Consider the following 19,176-nt stretch of genomic DNA (forward strand, 5'->3'; position numbering starts at 1 on the left):
ATAGAGGTGAATGAGTGCTGTCTTCTTCATTACTAAATCTATTGACTGACTGTTTGATTATACTCCTGTATCTTGCTAGTAATGGACTTAGCTGCATCGTCTAGTGCTTGTTGAGGTGACTTATTATTATTTAATACTTCCTCAATGGCAGTCTCCGTTAACTGACGCGCTTCAGGGAATACACCCATAACTGCCCCTTGTGTAGCTAGATTTGCCTTCGTCTGATGAAGCTGGTCGACAGCTGTTTGGAACTGAGGATATTTAGATAAATTATCTTTAACTGTCTGCTCGTCATAGGCCTTCTGAGTGATCGGGAAGTATCCTGTGTTGATATGCCAGAATGCTTGCGTTGCTGGTTGTGCTAGGAATTTAATGAATTCCCATGCGCCTTGTTGTTCTTCGTCCGAACGATTATTCATAATCCATAAGCTTGCACCACCTACGACAACACCACCATCCTTCGCTCCTTCAGGTGTAGGTAAGAAGGCTGTACCCACTTCGAATTTCCCTTCTGTTGAACTAACGATCCCACGAAGAGAAGCTGTAGAATCAAGCGTCATGGCAATTTGTCCTGCAGCGAATGCTTTCTTGGTATCGTCTGTCTTACGGCCAAGATTTATGATCGACTTGTCATCCAACATTTGTTTCCACCACGTTAGCGTTGAGATACTTGCTTCACTATTTAATAAGGATGAAGTCGCTGGTGATGTACGGCCATTACCATTATCGATGAGCTCATTTCCTTGATTCGCAAGCAATTGTTCCAGAAACCAACCATAGATGGCAAAGGAGGCTCCTGTTTGACCGTCACTAGTTAATAATTTTGCCGTTTTTGCGAATTCTGCATATGTGGTTGGAGGTTTCTTAGGATCCAATCCGGCAGCTTTGAAAGCATCCTTATTGTAATAAAGAATAGGGTTAGAAGTGTTAAATGGCATCGAATACAATTGATTATCAAACGTGTAATAGTTCAAAATATTAGGTTCTAATGAAGTCGTGTCATAGTTTTCTTTATCGATGAATGTTTGCATTGGAGTTACTGCTTTGGTATCGATCATGAACCGACTACCAATCTCATATACCTGCATTAACGTTGGACTACTATCTGAATCCATAGCTGCTTTTAACTTATTTAAGCTCTCATCGTAGGTTCCTTGGTACACCGCTTCGACTTGAACATCTTGTTGTGCGTTGTTGAAATCTGAGACCAGTTGATCCAATGTCTGTCCTAATTCTCCACTCATGGAATGCCACCATACAACTTTAACAGGTGCTGTTTTCTTTACCGTTTCAGTCGGAGTTTCACTACTTGAAGTAGCTAATGCGGTTTCCTTTGATGCATTATTACTTACTGTCGATCCGCATGCAGAAGTCAGCAACATCATCCATACGATGATAAGTAGTGCCATGGGTCGTCTACGCATTGCTTTTGATTTCATGAGTTCTTTGTTCTCTCCCTTATTGGATCATATTTTTATCTGAAATTAGAACTATCCCTCAAATGGAATAATCTAATACCGGATCGCGTGAAGAAGAATCTCATTGAAGTTATTTACAGAATCTAGCCCTTAAGTGCTCCAGCCGTAATCCCTCGTACAAGGGGCTTTAGACCAACAACCAGTAGCAATAGAGAAGGGATGAGAACAGTAACTACACCTGCTAAGACCAGATTCCACGACGTCATTTCTTCAAACTGGAGCATGCTGATCCCGATCTGAACCGTCCGCATTTCTTCTTTGTTCGTAATAAGCAGTGGCCATAAGTACATATTCCAATGATTCAAAAATGAATATACGCCAAGTGTAGCGATTGCTGGTGTAGAGAGAGGTAGTACCAGTGAAAGAAAGATTCGAATATGTCCACAACCATCTATACGTGCAGCTTCGAACAATTCCCGAGGCAACTGTAAGAAGGATTGTCTTAATAAAAACGTACCGAAAGCAGAAGCAACAAAGGGAAGAATTAACCCTGTATAACTATCAAGTAGGTTCCAACTTTTAATAGTCAGATAATTGGGAATCATAATGACCTCCCATGGGATCATCATCGTAGCAAGGAACAAGGCAAATAGACAAGTCTTACCAGGAAAGCGAAGGAATGCAAAAGCATAGGCAGCCGTACTTGCAGTAATGATCTGTCCAAGCATAATAAGTGTGGACACAATGAAGCTGTTCTCAATGAATCGTAAAACGGGAATCGTCTGCACGACCTGGATATAATTCTCCCAATTAAGATGACTTGGTAACAATCTAGGTGGATAGGTTGCGGATTCACTATTGGTCATAAGTGAAGAGGACAGTGTATATAGCATCGGAAATAAAATGAGACAGGATGCCATGAGCAGTGCAATATAAAGTAGAATTCGATTCGTTCGATTCATGATCATTGATAATGCACCTTCTTCTCTAAGAACTTGAACTGAATCAATGTGAGGATGAGTACAATACAGAATAGAATCAGGGCTTGTGCGCTACCTATCCCAAATCGGTAATTCACAAATGCATCTTGATAGATATTGAACACCATGACATTGGTACTGTTCACGGGTCCTCCCTTGGTTAGAATATTGATCTGCCCGAACGATTGAAAAGCGCCAATCATAGACACAACCGTTACGAAGAATATGGAAGGTGTGATTAGAGGAAGCGTTAAGCTAAAGAAGGTTTTAAGTGGACCCGCTCCATCGATCTGTGCACTATCATAGATATCATCTGAGACGCCTTGCATACCACTTAGTAATACAATGAATTGAAAGCCCAAGTTCATCCATACGGTCATGATTGCAATCGATAAGAGCGCCCAGCTAGGATCGGTAAGCCAGTTAATGGGTGCGATATGTAGTAGGCTAAGGAAGTAGTTCAGCGTTCCTAGCGTAGGGTGATAAAGAATCATCCAGATGATGGATCCTGTTCCTACGGAGATTGCCATAGGCAGTGAGAAAATAAAACGGAAAACAACCATTCCCCGTAATCGCGTCTGTGCTAGCCATGCAAGGACCAGGGCAATAATGATTCCTGTGGGTACAGTTAAAAGGATGAAGCTTATTGTAACGGTCATGCTTTTGTAAAAAAGATCCGATGTCAGCAAGTCTGTAAAATTACGAAGACCTACATATTGAGCAATACGACCTCGTGGATCAGTTAAATACATACTTAAATATACGGATTTGATAAGAGGGTAAAAGAGAAAAGTACTAAACAATAATAATGATGGTGCAAGGAATAAAAACGCAAGTATGCGTTCAAGGAAGCGATTTGTACGTAAGGAGCGGGTATTGAATGTAGATAGGAAAACATTATGCTTCAGTGTAGGTTGGATGACGACTTCTTTTTCCATAAACGGCAGTACCTCTCTCTCTAATAGTCTTATTTCTACAATGAGCATAAAGCTTGGATATTAGGAGAATGTCATGAGGGTGTAAAATAATTGTTTATTTTTTAGTTGTCACCATCTAGGCGAATGTACATAAGATACTGTGAAGTTAGAAAGTTCACGAGCAAGGAGGTGTATTGGATGCCAGTAGTTAAGGCAAATTCGGAAGATATTAAGGTGTTAGCACGACTCATGAGGGCGGAAGCGGAAGAAGATGGAGAACTAGGCATGCTTATGGTAGGCAATGTTGGTGTGAACCGAATATTAGGGGATTGTTTGGATTTCAATAATGTTCGTAACATTAACGATATGGTTTACCAAAGTCCAGGAGGATTTGAAGCTCCTCAGAAGGGTTATTTTTATCAACGAGCACGAGAAAAAGATATCAGACTTGCTGAAAGAGCTATAAGAGGCGAACGTACTTGGCCTGCAAGTAACGCGCTTTGGTTCTTCAGACCAACAGGAGATTGTCCTGCCACATGGTACAACCAACAAAATACAGGAAGATTTAAAGCACATTGCTTCTTCACACCAACCGCAGAAGACTGTCCGACAGTCTACTAGAATGAGCGTAAGCTAATAACATCATCCATGTAATATTTAATGTTTTTCAATATAAGGAGGAATTTTAATTATGTTAATGCAACCCTTTCAACCGGTAAATTATCAAATTGGTAATGAACGTGGATCTTATGGATCACAAGTAAGCCCACAAATGAATTCACAGATGAGTCCTCAGATGAATTCTCAAATGAATGCTCAGATGAGTCCACAGGCGAACGCTCAGTTGAACCAAGGAATGATGGGAGGATCATATATGATGCCTCCGCAAGTAGCCAGTGGCAACCCTATGACGCCAACGGGAAATGTGGTGTCAACCAATGCTCCTGTGTATGAGCAATCGTATGTAGAGAATATTTTGAGAATGAATTTGGGAAAATGCGGAACATTCTATATGACCTACGAGAATAATAAAGAATGGAATGCGAAGATATTTAAAGGGATTGTTGAAGCTGCGGGACGTGATCATATCATTATTAGTGAGCCTGCAACAGGTCGTAGAGTGATCTTGTTAACGATCTACTTAGATTACATTACATTTGATGAACCAATTAACTATCAATATCCTGGAGTTATTGGGAATCCGGGCCAAGGAAGACGTTAAAATCGGTCTTAAACATCAAAAAGGGGTGCCTTATCGTCGCAATTGACGAAGGCACCCCTTTTAGCGTGGTAAATCGCTGTTTTTACATCAAAACTCATGGTTTCTGTAAAATTCAGTCATACCTTGTTGTTTGACTGTGTAATGTATAACTATATAATTAATTATAGGTTTAACTTTCGAATGAACGGAGGAGAGTCGCTTGGGAAATTGATGCTATGTGGAGAGAACAGGTTAATGAATCAGCAACACATTTTAGAAAAACGAAGGAGGTGTACCTATTCGTCAGTGAAGGATTACGACGAATAGGATAACGATTGAACCCATTACCGAGTGAGATAAATTTAATTTGGGTTTTTGTTTTAATTATATTAAATGGTTTTTTTGTATCTGCTGAATATGCCATGGTGAAAGCAAAAATTAGCCGAATAGATACAATGGTAGCAGATGGACGTAAAGGTGCGATATTAGCAAGAAACATTACGAATAACGTAGATGTATACTTATCAGCCTGTCAACTTGGAATTACAGTAGCATCATTAGGTCTTGGATGGATTGGTGCGCCAGCTATTGCACGATTATTATATCCACTATTTAACTTACTGGGGTACAGTGATCCTGTAGTAAGTGGTATTTCTGTAGCTATCGCATTTATTATTGTTACCGTCCTTCATATCGTATTAGGTGAATTAGCACCCAAGACAGTAGCACTTCGGAAGTCAGATTCAGTGACCTTATTATCCGCGGCGCCTATAACCCTATTCTATAAAATCATGTCACCGTTTATATGGCTGATCAACGGATTAGCAAATCTAATATTGAGAATTTTACACATTGCGCCTGAATCCGAACAAGATTCTGCTCACACGGAGCAAGAAATACGGATCTTGTTGAAAGAAAGTAATAAAAGTGGATTAATTAACAACACTGAACTCGCACTTGTAGATAACATCTTCGGATTTGCGGAGACGACCGCGCGTGAGATCATGATTCCTAGAACGGAAATGATCTGCCTGTACAAACATGTTCCAAGAGAAGAAAATTTAGAAATTGCATATGACGGAATGAGAACTCGTTATCCACTATGCGATGGAGATAAAGATAACATCATCGGTTTTATTCATATCAAAGATTTAATTAGAGCTAACGATATAGAATACCCGAATATTGTTCGACCTATTATTACTGTACCAGAGTCTATCCAGATCAGTGCATTGCTGAAATTAATGCAACGGAGTAAGTCGCAAATTGCCATATTAATTGATGAGTACGGTGGGACTTCAGGCCTTGTCACAATGGAAGATATCATGGAAGAAATCGTAGGCGAAATTCAAGACGAATTTGATGAAGAGCGACCAGGGATTGAGATGATAAGAGAAGATGAATTCTCTATTGATGGCTTAATGCTAATTGATGAGATCAATGAACGTTTCGGACTGGAGATGGATACGGCCGATTATGATACGATCGGTGGCTGGCTCTACTCAAGACTTGAAGCTATACCTCCTCAGAAAGGTCAATCCGTGGAATTCGATAATTATATATATATCGTGGATGAAACGGATAACAAACGTATCTCCCGGATTCAATTGCTTAGAAAACAACCGATGCAAGAAGAAGAAGGCGCATAAAAAGTCTATTCTACCGGTATTCTCGGACTAATAATTTAAGAATTATGGCGATTAGTTGTATTTAATAAAAAAAGTACAAAAATTTCGCGGTAATGTGTAACTTCTCTCTGATAGGAAGCGTTTATATTATATTCCAGGATAACCCAGAGAGGATACTTAATGTATGAAAAAGATGAAGCCGAAGAAAGTCTTAACTTTAACTGTGTTAGTCGCGTTAGCAAGCATGATGTTTTCAATTCAGGTGAGCGCTGATAGTACGGATGCGCAAGGGACAGGTGCTCTAACAACACCACCTCCACAATTGGAATCTCAGAGTAAAGCGGTAGTTAATAAAGAAGTGAAAGAGGCAGGCGCACTCACAACAGCACCTCCTAAATCAGATATGCAGATCAAAACAATTAATCCTAATTTCAAATACCTATATGATGCTAGTTTTTCTATTTCGGATGTAGGTAGCTTGAAGGTGAAACTTCAAGCGATGACTATGGCTTATGAGACTGTAAACTCTATAGGTGCTGATGTTAGTCTAGAACGCTGGACAGGATCCACTTGGATTACCGTTCAAAGTACAACGTTATCGTCTACTCTAACAGACTATTATAGCGGTAGTGTGACATGGACAGCGACAGAAGGATTCTATTATCGAGGTAGAAGTAACCATTGGGTCAAAAAAGGAACTGTAAAAGAAGAACAGGTTGCATACACAGGTTCCTTATTGGTTACAAAATAAGAATGAATAAACAAAAGGGTAGAACCAGTATAACTGGTTCTACCCTTTATTTATTTTACATAATGACCTATTTAGGCAGGCTATCTACCATTTGTAAGAGCTCTTCCTTGGTTACATTACCATACATCCGAATCTGCAGTCCATTATATAGGAATTGTATATCATTAAATCGACCTGGAGTAAAGTAGGCCTCTATATCATTATCTAATGTTAGGATTTCTGTATCCGGTGAACCATGAGAAGTCGTTCGTATCAGATTATGGGTCGACTGTAAGATAATTCTCATGCTTTCTTCGTTATCCGTTCTATAGGTCATCGTAACCTGATCCGATTTCTCAACGCTGGTGTTCGGTGGGAGTTCAGAACTTACTAACTTCAAGCGATCGGGAATATGTTGTATGTTTGGATAAGAGAAAGAGATTTCATTCTGTACTTCCTCTATTGTTAATAGTTTTGATTGAAACTCAACTACTCTATCCAATACAGCAGAAGGATTATCCTCGTCTTCTGGATAAACATTTGGTGGTGCAGAAGTCTTTGCATTCTCTTTGGATCCTTGAACATTGGAACTAAATATAATTTCTACTACGCCATCTCCCCACTCTTTGATGGAAGAGTACATTGGAGACACGGCTTGAGTTAACGTAGGGGGATTGAATATAATTGCACCAGCCGCAACCGACGCTGCCACGACAGCAGCAAGTTGGAAATGGCGCATTCTCTTCTTGAAGGTATTGTGTTTGTTAATTTGGCCTTGAACCTTTTTCCATGATTGTTGCTTCGATTCATCAGAAGAAAGGGAAGATGAAGTAACCGAGTTGTCAAAAGCATCATCAAACCACTGATCAAATTTTTCGTTGTTCATCTTTTACACCCCATTCCTTATGCAACATTTTCTTAATGTTCTCCCGTGCTCGGAAGAGTCTTTGTTTGATAACATCTTCCCGAAGATCAAGAAGGTCAGACATTTCTTTATACGATAACCCTTGTTTCCAGCGGTATTCAATTAATACACGGAACTCAGGTTTTAATGCATTGATATAGGAAAGTATGGAATCCTCCATCATCTTACTTTCCACAGAATTTTCAACTGAGACTGGAGATTGTAATACCTCATCTATATATGTATAAACGCTGTCAATGTCAACTTGGTTACGATGTTTTTTATTTTTTCTTAAATAACTTATAGAAGTATTTCGGGTAACTACCTTTAACCAAGCTCTGAGTTTAATTTCATTCTCAAAAGGTGGCTTCTTCGTAATAATTTTCACAAAGGCATCCTGTATAATATCTTCTGTAGTTGCATGGTCCTTCACAATACAATAGATCATACCATACACATAGTCGTAGTATTCATAGTATATTTTTTCTTGAAGTAGCTCACTAATTTGATTGAATTCTGCAGCTACCAAAAGGCTTAAATTGTTCGACATGATACTTCCCTCCCTATACAAAGACCTTAACTAAGGTAAAAGTGGTAATATTTACATCATCATGATATCCATTTTACATGATTCACAGGAAAAATGCCTATTTTATTTCATGATCTGATGTGATAGATACTCTTTTGTTAACGCTTTATTACATGGTATGATATACCTTATTACTACAACCAATATCTTAGGAGGAAATCATGACTACTCAATATTCCGCATACGAAACCGACTTCCAGGGAGAAAAAGCGATATGGCTTAAACACGGTCGTTTTGAAGCTGCTGTGTTACCTGAGATAGGTGGAAATCTAATTTTGTTCCGTGACACAGAGAAAGGGTATCATTTTTTACGTGAGCCTAAAGAGAATGAAATGGAAGATTTCAAAGCAAGTCCAGGCATTTATGGAATTCCAGTGTTATTCCCACCGAATCGCTTTGAGGATGGCAAGTTCTTATGGGAAGGGAAGGAATACATATTACCGATCAATGAGGAAGCTATGGGCAATCATTTACATGGCTATATGCATACTTTACCTTGGAATGTTGTGCATTTCTCTTCAGATGATTATGAGAGTAAAGTGGTCCTAACACAGAAAGTTAGTGAAGGCCATTTATATAAAAAATATTTCCCTTTTGAATTCACCATTACCCTTCGTTATACGCTTAGTGATGCTGGACTTCAGCAACAGGTGACGGTGAAGAATGAAGGTAAGGAACGGATGCCGAATTTACTTGCTTTCCATACTGCAATTAACGCTCCTTTTGTACCCGAGAGTAGTGCATCAGATTATCGAGTGAAGATTACGATCGGGGAACGTCAAGAATTGAATGATCGTAACTTACCAACAGGTCATATTCAACCTTTAAGCCACGATGAGGAATTAATGAAGGGTGAAGGTGTTAGTCCTTACTTTGCTGGTATGGATAATCACTATACAGCCACTCCTCAGAATGGTCGCAATATGATGGAACTTACAGATACAAGAACAGGGGATAAGCTCATTTATGATGTAGGTACATCCTATAAGCACTGGATGATCTGGAATAATGGTGCATGCGGACAATACTTCTGCCCTGAACCTCAGATGAACCTAGTGAATGCTCCAAACATTCAGGGAAGAGATGCTGAAGAGATCGGCCTAATTGGACTTGCTCCTGGTGAGAGTTGGGAAGAAACAAGCCGTTTGTATTACATTGAGGCTTAATATAATATATATTCAACTAAAACGGGTGCCGTCTTAATACTAAGACGGCACCCGTGTCTAATTGTATACATCGTTACGATATGATCCACCAATCATGATAATAATTGATGTCCACAACTTTTACAGAAATGATCCAACGTGGTAACGGATGAACCACACTGTGTGCAATGAGATTGGTTAGCGTTAGAAGGGGTCTGCCCACTCAAAGGGACTGTTCTAACTTTTACAATATTAAATTGTTGTCCGCAAAAAGGGCAATAGGTAGCATCAGAAGGTAACATTTTGCCACAACCACACTCTTTTTGACTCTGAATCTGCTGCATCTTCCGTTGCATATGCGCTATTTCGTGTTCCAATTTCACGATGATTTGTTGATATTTCTGAATATCCAAGACTGGGATGATCGTTTCTTTGCGAGCTACGGATTGATGAATTATTCGACCAATCGCTATAAAATTCTTATCTATTTCTTTTTCCTTCGATGTCATTTGAATTTTTAGTGTAGCTGCTTCAACGGTATTGTGTGCTTTTTTGCCTGCATCAGAGACACCTTGTTTCATTTTATTGAAGAACTGTGACATCCTAATCCTCCTTTTAGGGGTATACGTATGAATCCCCTTAAACAGCTTAAATTTACGGTTGTTGTTCTATTGTATGGCTTTGGTTTGTCTTGTATGACCTTGTAAGATTCCTTAGATGAATCGTTTGGTTGGTAAAATAATGGTGACATACAAGATGTCACTAATCCTTTGCTATAATCATGGCATAGCTTGTTGAAGGGATGGGCAAGAATGAAACGAATGGACCGATTAATGGCCATCATTATGGCGTTACAGCAACGTGGAGAGACGGCTTCATCTTTGGCAGATAAAATGGAGGTATCACGACGAACGATTTTGCGAGATATTCAATCTCTGTCTGAGATGGGTGTTCCTCTATATGCAATAAGTGGCCCTCAGGGTGGAATTCGTCTTATGGAGGGATACCAGCTCTCACCGCTTCAACTTACTTCGCAAGAGGCACTAACTGTCTTATTCGCGTTAGAAGGTCTAATTCAATATCCAGATACACCTTTTAACAGTGAACGATGGACGGTAAGAGATAAAATTAATAATCTTCTTCCGAAGAGTATGGTCGACCAGCTTCAACCCTTACTTCAAACCTTGGAAATGAACGTTCCCTCTAGAAAATACTCAACACCATACTTATCATCATTAATTCAATTAACGGCAGAGTCTAAGTGGATCTCTACGCGCTATAAGTCCATGAATCATCACAGAAGATTACTCCTTCAACCTCATAAGATTTATGCAGCACATGGATTCTGGTATTGTGAAGCGTACTCTCACACCCATGGAGTGACTCGTACCTTTAGAGTGGATCGTATGGAAGAGGTAACGGAGGAGGAGCCTCCAGAGGTATTAGAATTATCGGATATCAATCCATCATGTTCACAAACCCAGCAAGAGGTTCAGAAACAACTAGCAGATATACATATACGTGTCAAATTGACTTACAAAGGAATGCTTCAAGTTGAGAAGGACGAGCATATCGGTGAATGTATTACATCTATTGGGGAAGATGAGTGGCTTGCTGAATTCGATCTTCCAGCGTCAGAGTTTCCTTGGGTCATTCAATTATTTTATTCCATAGGGATGGATGCAGAAGTCATTGAACCTACCTCGCTCAGACACGAAATCTATGCCAAGTCGAAAGAGGAACACGATCGTTATAGGAGTTAACCTAGATTAAAGGAGATGGGATTGTAGATGAAGGTAGAACCAAACACAGATTATGAAATAATTCATACGTATGAAGAAGCAACACAGCTTATAAAGCGTGTGGGCATTCTCCCGCTTGCACCGCTGATCCCAGGACATCCCTCTCTTACAAGTGTAACTGAACTGAGTCAATGGCATTCAGGAACAGACCAAGATCCTTGGTCGTGGAGAGTAAGATTTCCGGGAGATGGTATAGCCGCCTACGGTAAAATGCTGAAAAAGAAAGCGATTCTGGTATCACGGGACTGGTTTCCATATGTACTTAAGGTTCTTGGTCATCCAGACACGCTAGAAACTCGTTACAGGGATGGTTTAATATCTAAATCGGCATTAGATGTATACCAATGCATTCAGAATAACGAAGGTATTGATACACGGGAATTACGAGCTCAAGCTGGCATGAAAGCGAAAGAAATGAAATCGACGTTTGATCAAGCCCTAATGGAATTACAAGGTAATCTGGATATTGTCATCTCGGGGGTTAAACAAAGGGTAAATGAGCTGGGAGAAGCCAATGGATGGAATAGTACCTCTTATGAAACGGTAGAACATTGGATGACCTATGAAGGGGTTAAGGAGCTATCCATTAGTCGTGAAGAAGCTGCTGCTGAATTGAAAGCTAAACTAGAAGGTGTATGTAGCCCAGAGGCATTTACTTATCTTCATAAGCAATTTCATTTATCTTAAAAAAGGAATGGGGTTGAGTTCATTGTTGACAACAGATCAATTGGAGCTTGCTAGAACGTTTATATATTCAAATGCTAGGTTGTTAGATCGTAAAAGATATGAATTTCATTTCGAAGCGGGATCAGCTGCTGCTGTGTTGAACGTATTAAAGATGTATCAGAACGTCGATGGTGGATTCGGAAATGCTTTGGAACCAGATATTCGCACAGCTGGTAGTCAGCCAATACCTACCGAAATGGCTCTCCTGATCATGAATGAAATCGGCGTCTTCGATAAGGACATAATAGAGGGGATCGTATCCTATCTTTCTAAAATAACAATTCCTGATACCGGTGGATTACCCAGAGCGCTCCGTAGTCTGAACACAGACCCTCATGCCCCATGGTGGACAACAAAGGAGGACCACATCGCTTCGATGAATCCAACTGGAAGTATACTAGGCTTATTGTATAAACAAACGGTTCTAACTTCCTTCTACAAGGAACCATGGTTCGAACAATCCCTTCAATTCGTATGGGATTCAATGACACAGATTAATACGAAAGACTATCATGATCTAATTCAATGTATTACATTTTTGGTGAATACGCCTGATCGAGATCAAGCTGCTCCCTTGATACGCTGGCTAGATGAACAACTGCAACAAGAAGGAACCATCGAACTAGATCCTCATGCGGAGGGATATGTACATAAGGTATTGGACTATGCACCGTTATCGAACAGCTATTGTCGTAAATGGATCTCGCCAGCCATCGTCACACAGCATTTAATCGCATTAACTAATGAGCAACAAGAGGATGGAGGGTGGCCGATCAGATGGGCAGCCATCAGTCCAGGGAATGAAGCTGAGTGGCGAGGTTCGATTACGGTGGATCGGTTACTAACGCTTCGAGAATAAAATAGGACTGTGTCACATGAAAAGGCTGAGTCACCCGATGTGGGAGAACTCAGCCTTTTTAACGTAGATGCTGTAAGCGACACGAAATGATGTCTTCATTTATGATCTCAGAAGAAGCTCGTGTCCATCTGCTGGACGAATTTCAATTAAATCGCAGGCATCACATTTCCACCATTCACAGGAATGTATGCACCTGTGATGAAGCTGGCTAGATCTGATGCCACAAAAGCTACGACATTAGCAATTTCCTGATCAGTTCCACGGCGTTTCAACGGAACAGATTGGTTATAACCCTCGCTAACCTCCGTGTTATTGAGTCTGTCATTCTCACTAATCGTCCATCCAGGCGCAATCTGATTGACGGTAATCTGATGTTCGCCTATTTCTTTGGCAAGAACACGGTATACGCCGTCCATACCTCTTTTACCAGCTACGTAAGCTGATTGACCCGGAGCATTTTGCATAGAACATTCCGTATTAATTCCTATGAACCGTCCAGCTTTGCGATCGATCATAGAAGGCACGAATGCTTTAGCCAAATACACACTTTGCATGACACAAGTATCGATCTGGCTAGCATAATCTTCAAGAGGTTGTTCGAGGATAGACTTCCACTCATATTGAACAACAGCATTAGCGACTACAATATCAACAGTCTTAAATTGCTCTAATACACGACTCTTCATATTCAACACATCATCGAATTGGGTGATATCTGCTCGAACAGTCATAGAACGTCTTCCGATAGACTCTATTTCTTGTTGTAACTCATTTGCTTTTGCCTCATTACCATGATAATGGACAATGATATTTGCTCCACATTCCGCTAACGTACGAGCCATCACTCTTCCAAGTTGTCCCGTAGCCCCAGTGATTAGGGCTGTCTTTCCCGTTAAGTCAATGTTCAACATCCTGTTAACTCCTCTCAAAGAGCTTATCTATTTAGATTGAACCGTTTATTAGTTTGCCCAGTCTCCATTGGTGAAGATTTGTACTTTAGCTCCATCATGAGTTAGACCCGTGATGTTCATCTCTGGTGAACCCATCATAAAGTCAACGTGAGTAATACTCTGATTCATCCCTTTGGCAGCGAGATCTTCCGAACTCATCGTTTTTCCACCTTCGATGTTAAATGCGTAAGAACTTCCTATTGCAAGGTGACATGACGCATTCTCGTCGAACAAGGTTGTGTAATATAGAATATTACTTTGTGAAATAGGAGAGTGGAAGGGAACCAAAGCGACTTCTCCTAAATAATGTGAACCTTCATCCATGTTCACTAAGCGCTCAAGAGTCTCATAACCTTCTTCAGCACTGAAATCGATGATGCGACCGTTCTCGAAGGTAAGAGAGAAACGATCAATAATATTTCCACCATAACTTAGTGGTTTCGTGCTACTTACTTTACCGTTTACACCATTCTTTAGTGGAGCTGTGAATACTTCTTCCGTAGGGATATTAGCTACGAATGAAGTTCCTTGTTCATTCACGCTACCAGCCTGTGCCCAAATATGTCCAACAGGCAATTCAACCGTAAGATCTGTACCTGGGGCAGTAAAGTGAAGACTCTGTAATTTATGATTGTTGAGTTCATCTGACTTGAGTTGTAGCGTCTGAATATGATCATGCCACGCCTGAATCGGGTCAGGTTGATCCGCACGAACGGCAGCGAAAATAGCATCCCATAGCATATTCACTTGGGCCTCAGGCACCGCATCAGGGAACACTTTAGCAGCCCACTCTGGAGAGGGAGCAGCTAGACCATTCCAACTCACCTTATCAGCTTGTTGATATTGACGGTATTTAGCCATCGCTTGACCGTAAGTACGTTGATGATTAGCGATTCGCTCAGGATTTACACCTTTAAAGAGATCAGGATTTGAGGAAATAACCGTAAGGAATGCGGCATTATTCTCAGCAAGTTCTATCATTTCCCCAGCGAACCATGTTGGAGGTTCAAGGAAACATTCGTCAGATGCTAGATCGTAACGCATCCGTGATACGGCCTCATCCGTGTAATTTACTTTAACAAGCTTAGCACCCGCTTCATACGCTTTTCGAACAATTAGCTGTACCAGCTCAGCTGAGTCAATCATAGCGCTAACGACAAGTGTCTGTCCTGGTTGGACATTGACACCAATCTTTACCGCTAAAGTAGCATAATTATCTAATTTTTGTTCAAAACTTAGCATGATGTAAATCCTCCAGTGTGTATTCTATTTTTAAAGTGCCCAGTTCCCATTGCGGAAGACTGGTTCTTCCTGACCATCTTCTGTAATTCCGTTAATATCCATCAGTGCAGATCCGATCATGAAATCGACATGTGTTACGCTCGTATTCAAACCACGTTCGGACAGTTGTTCTTGGGTCATATTTTTGCCACCTTCAAGACAGAAAGCATATGCGCTACCAATAGCTAAATGGTTCGATGCATTCTCATCAAACAAGGTATTGTAGTAAAGAATGTTCGATTCAGAGATCGGGGACTGATGTGGCACAAGTGCAACTTCGCCTAAATAATGAGATCCTTCATCCATAGCAACTAAATGTTCAAGTGTCTCCTGGCCTTGTTCAGCACTTACGCTAATAATTCGTCCATTCTCAAAAGTGACCGAGAAGTTATCAATAATATTACCGCCATAACTTAATGGCTTCGTACTACTTACCGTACCATTAACACCTGTTTTTAGAGGAGCTGTGAAGACTTCTTCAGTTGGCATGTTGGCCACGAAACGATGACCCTGCTCATTAATGCTTTCACCTGCAGCCCAGATATGACCTTTAGGTAGTTCAATGGTGAGATCCGTACCAGGAGCTATGTAATGAAGTTTTTTATATTTCTTGGAATTAAGAATGGATGATTTAGTATCCAGAACTTCCAAGTGGGTGTGCCATGCTTCCACAGGATTCTCTTGGTCGACACGAACTGTGTGGAATATGGCATCCCATAAATTCTGAATTCGTTCTTCAGGTGCGACGTCAGGGAATACAGAATCAGCCCATTCTACGGAAGGTACAGCAACTATACTCCAGCTGAATTTGTCAGATTGAACGTATTGGCGATATTTAGCTAAGGCTTCCCCTCTAGTTTTTTGGGCAGTCGCAATTCGCTCTTGTGGGATTCCTTTTAGAAGGTCAGGATTCTCTGCAAGAACGCTAAGAACAGCTGCTCCATTCTCTACAAGTTCAATAATTTCACCTGCATACCATTTTGGTGATATTGTAAAAGCTTCATCTGCAGCCAATTCATACTGTAGACGAGTAACAACTTCATCGCTCCAGTTCACCTTAACAAGTTTAGCTCCCGCTTCATAAGCTTGTTTTACAATCAATCTTACGAATTCAGCTGAAGTTATAGGCGCATTCACAACGAGTGTTTGACCTTTTTGTACGTTTACTCCAATTCTCACAGCCAAATCGGCATATTTGATCAACTGTTGTTGAAAATCTGTCATATGTATTCCTCCAAATATAATTAGTGACTTCATTTTATATTGTACTAAATTGGTTACCATAATGAAAATACATGTAAAGTTTGAAACAAAAGTTTATCTCGATTCTCTGGTTTATTCATCTGTATGGTATACTGTATAAATATATTTAAGCTCAAAGGAGATCACCATTCATGAATGTACATATTGAAGATGTAGATATGATGAAAAATGATGAAGATCATTATATCGGTCACACGACATTTAGACTTGACGAGAATAAAGATTTATTCGAAGTTACGTTTCTCAGTAAGAGAGGAACTAACTGGGACTATAGCATTAATTTCGCCAAAGAACCCGGAAGTGAAGAAGAATTAATTAGAGTAGATACTCTTCTGATGGAAGATGAAACATTATTCGACCACTTGTTAGATGCGGCTCTTGATACCATGTATCCAGCGGGTTCAGAAGTAGCTGATACAGAAGAGGTTGATTCAGAACCAATCGATGAAGAATAACTCACGCAACGTAACAACCGTGCATATACACGGTTGTTTTTAATATAAGCCTATTTATAAGCATTAATGCTTATAAATAGGCTTATATTTCAATGCTAAACGTTCTTCACCGCTAAAGAGGATGGCGAGGCTGTTTTATACGTGTTTGACAGTTGAATATCCCAATTCTATAATACCTATGGGGGTATCCTCGGTGTTGTTAATTCATTGTGATAGGAGATAGAAATATGTGGTGGGTCAGTGTCGTTATTTTCATGGTAGTCGTGGTAGTTATTCGAAGCATATGGCATACAGAAGATTTGCATGAAATCTCATGTAACACATTAACGGATAGTAACTCAACATATAAGTTGCTTGATATAAGAGATGCACTAGATTTCGAAGCGGGTCACGTACCAGGAAGTGTTAATATCTCCCTCGGTAGACTGCCCTATGTAGCGAATGTGGATTTAGCTCCTGAACAAGCGGTTATTATTATGGGTAAGAAAGATAGGAAGAGTAAAAGGGCAGCTCGGATCCTAAAGAAGAAAGGATTCCAGCATATATACATCTGTATTAAGCCAATTAGGTGTTGCTATGACACTGAACATCATATGTGTATGTAGGATTGACTGGAGGATAAACCAATGATTTATGATGAGAACGTTACCCGTCGCTTAAAAAGATTAGAAGGGCAGATTCGTGGTGTGTTAAAAATGATGGATGAAGGGAAAGACTGTAAGGAAGTAGTTGCACAGTTATCTGCAGTTCGTAATGCGTCGGATACAGCACTTGCTTATATCGTGGCTATGAACCTTGAACATTGTATATTAGAAGATATAGAACAAGGGGCAGAATCGCGTGAACGCATTCAATCAGCGGTACAGCTTCTTATTAAAACTCGTTAACTATATTGATAATAAATAGAGTTAACTTTACTTTTATGGTTGAATCCGTTTTATCCTAGAGAAGAGCAGGAGTCATCTGACTTCCTGTTTTTCGATGTTTAGATAGTTATTTCTACTTAGTGACAGACAAAATATATTGGGGGAATGTACAATCATGAGAACAAAATACATAGCGAGCTCTTCCTTGATCGTGATGGGAATTGGCTTCATAATTACTTTATTCATGCCACAAAATATCGCGGTGCGACTGCTTCAGGGTGGATTTGAAGCCGGGCTTGTTGGTGGATTCGCCGATTGGTTTGCGGTCACGGCATTATTTCGTCATCCGATGGGCATTCCGATTCCTCACACGTCGTTGCTCATAAGCAACCGAGATAAAATTGTGAATTCATTGATATCTGCTATGGAAACGGAACTCTTAAATAAAGAGAGTATAAAGCGCAAATTGAGTCAAACTAAAATATTTAAGGCGCTTGCTACAGGTGTGTTCAAATTGATTCGTAAGCGTGAGATCAGAAAAACGATGATTACGTCCGTCAAATCAGTTGTTGTGACTTTACCTCTCGATAAAGTTGCCACTTCACTCCAGAGCATGCTTGCAGGGTATGTAAGAAACAAAGAACTAGAGCCTATGATAGCTCAGACAGCTGTCTCTATTGTAGAAAGTCGAACGGACGAGAAGGTATTTGATTACGCCTTGGGATATGGTAAACGGTGGGCATCTAAACCCGAGACTGAAGTGTTACTTGGCAATTTGGTTCATAGTAAACTGCAAGAGATTCAGCTTGGTGGAATGAAGGGGTTCGCTGTTCAGGCTTTTCTAGGATTTATGAGTGAAGAGAAGCTAGGTTCATTACTTACTAATTTATTGATTTCTTCTATGGATGATCTTGAGAAGCCGGATAGTGAATATAGGGGGCGTATCCTTCAAGAAATACGAATGCAACTAACGACAGCTGCTCTGAATCCTAACGTAACGATCCAACTGAAATCATGGTTAGATACGAAACTCACAAGCTCAAGTACACAAGTGTTCATTATGAATCAATTGGAAGAGCTACGTGTTCAATTCCTTCGTACATTAGATAATGAATACGATAATGGCGGTCATCTTATTTTAAAAGGATTCCGCTGGGTTACGACAACCTTAGGTAAACAAGAACAATTGGTGCAGAAATGGGAGCAAAATATATTAAGTCTCATTGTGGATATTGTGGAGACGAATTATTATAGATTAGGTCTATTGGTTAAGGATAATTTGGATCAGATGGATGATCAGACTCTTGTGCAGATGTTAGAGGAAAAAGTGGGTAATGACTTACAATGGATCCGTGTAAATGGTGCTCTATGTGGATTTATCATTGGACTACTCCTTACAGTGCTTCATATGCTTGTCTAATTTAGGAATGACCTATTAAATCAATGAAATGGGGAAACGATC

At 40.1% G+C, this 19,176-nt stretch carries 21 protein-coding genes; 12 read left to right on the forward strand and 9 right to left on the reverse strand.

The genetic code is table 11. The features are described from left to right. Positions 1-38: 38 nt before the first annotated feature. The 3 genes from AC1D7X_RS19235 to AC1D7X_RS19245 all read right to left on the reverse strand — a co-directional run bounded on the left by AC1D7X_RS19235 (position 39) and on the right by AC1D7X_RS19245 (position 3,336). Positions 39-1,439: an ABC transporter substrate-binding protein gene (locus AC1D7X_RS19235; RefSeq protein WP_495475956.1), complete on the reverse strand. Its 1,401-nt coding sequence runs from the start codon at positions 1,437-1,439 to the stop codon at positions 39-41. A gap of 122 nt (positions 1,440-1,561) precedes the next feature. Then, positions 1,562-2,386 (reverse strand): carbohydrate ABC transporter permease, encoded by an 825-nt coding sequence (locus tag AC1D7X_RS19240; RefSeq protein WP_495457461.1) that lies wholly within the window; start codon positions 2,384-2,386, stop codon positions 1,562-1,564. Continuing rightward, positions 2,383-3,336 (reverse strand): carbohydrate ABC transporter permease, encoded by a 954-nt coding sequence (locus AC1D7X_RS19245; RefSeq protein ID WP_495475957.1) that lies wholly within the window; start codon positions 3,334-3,336, stop codon positions 2,383-2,385. The genes AC1D7X_RS19240 and AC1D7X_RS19245 overlap by 4 nt, the downstream gene beginning before the upstream one ends. 177 nt (positions 3,337-3,513) lie before the next feature. Here AC1D7X_RS19245 and AC1D7X_RS19250 point away from each other — a divergent pair, with 177 nt between their 5' ends. The 4 genes from AC1D7X_RS19250 to AC1D7X_RS19265 all read left to right on the forward strand — a co-directional run bounded on the left by AC1D7X_RS19250 (position 3,514) and on the right by AC1D7X_RS19265 (position 6,895). After that, entirely contained in the window at positions 3,514-3,936 is a 423-nt protein-coding gene (locus AC1D7X_RS19250; protein ID WP_495457459.1) for a cell wall hydrolase, read from the forward strand. Between the two features lie 67 nt (positions 3,937-4,003). After that, on the forward strand, positions 4,004-4,537 hold the full coding sequence (gene gerQ, locus AC1D7X_RS19255) for a spore coat protein GerQ (protein WP_495457521.1): 534 nt from the start codon (positions 4,004-4,006) through the stop codon (positions 4,535-4,537). Between the two features lie 314 nt (positions 4,538-4,851). Beyond that, positions 4,852-6,165 (forward strand): hemolysin family protein, encoded by a 1,314-nt coding sequence (locus tag AC1D7X_RS19260; protein WP_495457458.1) that lies wholly within the window; start codon positions 4,852-4,854, stop codon positions 6,163-6,165. 163 nt (positions 6,166-6,328) lie between these two features. Beyond that, entirely contained in the window at positions 6,329-6,895 is a 567-nt protein-coding gene (locus AC1D7X_RS19265) for a hypothetical protein (RefSeq protein ID WP_495475958.1), read from the forward strand. Between the two features lie 67 nt (positions 6,896-6,962). Here the strand turns inward: AC1D7X_RS19265 and AC1D7X_RS19270 are convergent, their stop codons facing one another. Together AC1D7X_RS19270 and AC1D7X_RS19275 are read right to left on the reverse strand one after the other, a co-directional pair. Further along, a complete protein-coding gene (locus AC1D7X_RS19270; protein WP_495457456.1) occupies positions 6,963-7,760 on the reverse strand; it encodes a hypothetical protein in 798 nt (265 codons plus the stop codon). After that, a complete protein-coding gene (locus AC1D7X_RS19275; RefSeq protein WP_495457455.1) occupies positions 7,741-8,328 on the reverse strand; it encodes an RNA polymerase sigma factor in 588 nt (195 codons plus the stop codon). Before AC1D7X_RS19275 ends, AC1D7X_RS19270 begins: the two co-directional genes overlap by 20 nt. 200 nt (positions 8,329-8,528) lie before the next feature. Between AC1D7X_RS19275 and AC1D7X_RS19280 the strand changes: the two genes are divergently transcribed. Beyond that, positions 8,529-9,533, forward strand: a complete 1,005-nt coding sequence (locus AC1D7X_RS19280; RefSeq protein WP_495457454.1) for an aldose 1-epimerase — start codon at positions 8,529-8,531, stop codon at positions 9,531-9,533. 92 nt (positions 9,534-9,625) lie between these two features. Here the strand turns inward: AC1D7X_RS19280 and AC1D7X_RS19285 are convergent, their stop codons facing one another. Further along, positions 9,626-10,114 (reverse strand): double zinc ribbon domain-containing protein, encoded by a 489-nt coding sequence (locus AC1D7X_RS19285; protein ID WP_495457453.1) that lies wholly within the window; start codon positions 10,112-10,114, stop codon positions 9,626-9,628. A gap of 210 nt (positions 10,115-10,324) precedes the next feature. Here AC1D7X_RS19285 and AC1D7X_RS19290 point away from each other — a divergent pair, with 210 nt between their 5' ends. From AC1D7X_RS19290 to AC1D7X_RS19300, 3 genes are read left to right on the forward strand one after another with little or no spacing between them, the layout of a single operon-like run. Then, positions 10,325-11,275, forward strand: coding sequence for a helix-turn-helix transcriptional regulator (locus AC1D7X_RS19290; RefSeq protein WP_495475959.1), 951 nt, complete (start codon positions 10,325-10,327; stop codon positions 11,273-11,275). A 27-nt stretch (positions 11,276-11,302) separates the two neighbouring features. Further along, positions 11,303-12,001, forward strand: coding sequence for an AlkZ-related protein (locus AC1D7X_RS19295; protein ID WP_495457451.1), 699 nt, complete (start codon positions 11,303-11,305; stop codon positions 11,999-12,001). Positions 12,002-12,014: 13 nt separating this feature from the next. Continuing rightward, complete coding sequence (locus AC1D7X_RS19300; RefSeq protein ID WP_495475960.1) at positions 12,015-12,899, forward strand: hypothetical protein; 885 nt, start codon at positions 12,015-12,017, stop codon at positions 12,897-12,899. A gap of 146 nt (positions 12,900-13,045) precedes the next feature. Here the strand turns inward: AC1D7X_RS19300 and AC1D7X_RS19305 are convergent, their stop codons facing one another. The 3 genes from AC1D7X_RS19305 to AC1D7X_RS19315 are packed head-to-tail and all read right to left on the reverse strand — an operon-like array spanning position 13,046 to position 16,354. Further along, positions 13,046-13,810: an SDR family NAD(P)-dependent oxidoreductase gene (locus AC1D7X_RS19305; protein WP_495457449.1), complete on the reverse strand. Its 765-nt coding sequence runs from the start codon at positions 13,808-13,810 to the stop codon at positions 13,046-13,048. Between the two features lie 48 nt (positions 13,811-13,858). Continuing rightward, a complete protein-coding gene (locus tag AC1D7X_RS19310; protein ID WP_495457448.1) occupies positions 13,859-15,091 on the reverse strand; it encodes an aminopeptidase in 1,233 nt (410 codons plus the stop codon). Positions 15,092-15,121: 30 nt separating this feature from the next. Beyond that, entirely contained in the window at positions 15,122-16,354 is a 1,233-nt protein-coding gene (locus AC1D7X_RS19315; RefSeq protein ID WP_495475961.1) for an aminopeptidase, read from the reverse strand. Between the two features lie 170 nt (positions 16,355-16,524). Between AC1D7X_RS19315 and AC1D7X_RS19320 the strand changes: the two genes are divergently transcribed. The 4 genes from AC1D7X_RS19320 to AC1D7X_RS19335 all read left to right on the forward strand — a co-directional run bounded on the left by AC1D7X_RS19320 (position 16,525) and on the right by AC1D7X_RS19335 (position 19,134). Then, complete coding sequence (locus AC1D7X_RS19320; RefSeq protein WP_495457446.1) at positions 16,525-16,848, forward strand: hypothetical protein; 324 nt, start codon at positions 16,525-16,527, stop codon at positions 16,846-16,848. 227 nt (positions 16,849-17,075) lie between these two features. Beyond that, positions 17,076-17,453 carry a rhodanese-like domain-containing protein gene (locus tag AC1D7X_RS19325; RefSeq protein ID WP_495457445.1) on the forward strand — a complete coding sequence of 126 codons (378 nt, stop codon included), beginning with the start codon at positions 17,076-17,078 and terminating at the stop codon, positions 17,451-17,453. 21 nt (positions 17,454-17,474) lie between these two features. Further along, on the forward strand, positions 17,475-17,735 hold the full coding sequence (locus tag AC1D7X_RS19330; protein ID WP_495457444.1) for a metal-sensitive transcriptional regulator: 261 nt from the start codon (positions 17,475-17,477) through the stop codon (positions 17,733-17,735). A 154-nt stretch (positions 17,736-17,889) separates the two neighbouring features. Further along, a complete protein-coding gene (locus tag AC1D7X_RS19335; protein ID WP_495457443.1) occupies positions 17,890-19,134 on the forward strand; it encodes a DUF445 domain-containing protein in 1,245 nt (414 codons plus the stop codon). The last annotated feature ends 42 nt before the right edge of the window (positions 19,135-19,176 follow it).

The organism is Paenibacillus sp. Y568 (assembly GCF_059445545.1).

Coding starts and splice junctions, on each gene's coding strand:
- AC1D7X_RS19275 (WP_495457455.1), bottom strand. CDS start 8,328: ATGTCGAACAATTTAAGCCTTTTGGTAGCTGCAGAATTCAATCAAATT.
- AC1D7X_RS19240 (WP_495457461.1), bottom strand. CDS start 2,386: ATGATCATGAATCGAACGAATCGAATTCTACTTTATATTGCACTGCTC.
- AC1D7X_RS19265 (WP_495475958.1), top strand. CDS start 6,329: ATGAAAAAGATGAAGCCGAAGAAAGTCTTAACTTTAACTGTGTTAGTC.
- AC1D7X_RS19250 (WP_495457459.1), top strand. CDS start 3,514: ATGCCAGTAGTTAAGGCAAATTCGGAAGATATTAAGGTGTTAGCACGA.
- AC1D7X_RS19315 (WP_495475961.1), bottom strand. CDS start 16,354: ATGACAGATTTTCAACAACAGTTGATCAAATATGCCGATTTGGCTGTG.
- AC1D7X_RS19305 (WP_495457449.1), bottom strand. CDS start 13,810: ATGTTGAACATTGACTTAACGGGAAAGACAGCCCTAATCACTGGGGCT.
- AC1D7X_RS19285 (WP_495457453.1), bottom strand. CDS start 10,114: ATGTCACAGTTCTTCAATAAAATGAAACAAGGTGTCTCTGATGCAGGC.
- AC1D7X_RS19270 (WP_495457456.1), bottom strand. CDS start 7,760: ATGAACAACGAAAAATTTGATCAGTGGTTTGATGATGCTTTTGACAAC.
- AC1D7X_RS19320 (WP_495457446.1), top strand. CDS start 16,525: ATGAATGTACATATTGAAGATGTAGATATGATGAAAAATGATGAAGAT.
- AC1D7X_RS19310 (WP_495457448.1), bottom strand. CDS start 15,091: ATGCTAAGTTTTGAACAAAAATTAGATAATTATGCTACTTTAGCGGTA.
- AC1D7X_RS19235 (WP_495475956.1), bottom strand. CDS start 1,439: ATGAAATCAAAAGCAATGCGTAGACGACCCATGGCACTACTTATCATC.
- AC1D7X_RS19325 (WP_495457445.1), top strand. CDS start 17,076: ATGTGGTGGGTCAGTGTCGTTATTTTCATGGTAGTCGTGGTAGTTATT.
- AC1D7X_RS19280 (WP_495457454.1), top strand. CDS start 8,529: ATGACTACTCAATATTCCGCATACGAAACCGACTTCCAGGGAGAAAAA.
- AC1D7X_RS19295 (WP_495457451.1), top strand. CDS start 11,303: ATGAAGGTAGAACCAAACACAGATTATGAAATAATTCATACGTATGAA.
- AC1D7X_RS19330 (WP_495457444.1), top strand. CDS start 17,475: ATGATTTATGATGAGAACGTTACCCGTCGCTTAAAAAGATTAGAAGGG.
- AC1D7X_RS19245 (WP_495475957.1), bottom strand. CDS start 3,336: ATGGAAAAAGAAGTCGTCATCCAACCTACACTGAAGCATAATGTTTTC.
- AC1D7X_RS19335 (WP_495457443.1), top strand. CDS start 17,890: ATGAGAACAAAATACATAGCGAGCTCTTCCTTGATCGTGATGGGAATT.
- AC1D7X_RS19290 (WP_495475959.1), top strand. CDS start 10,325: ATGAAACGAATGGACCGATTAATGGCCATCATTATGGCGTTACAGCAA.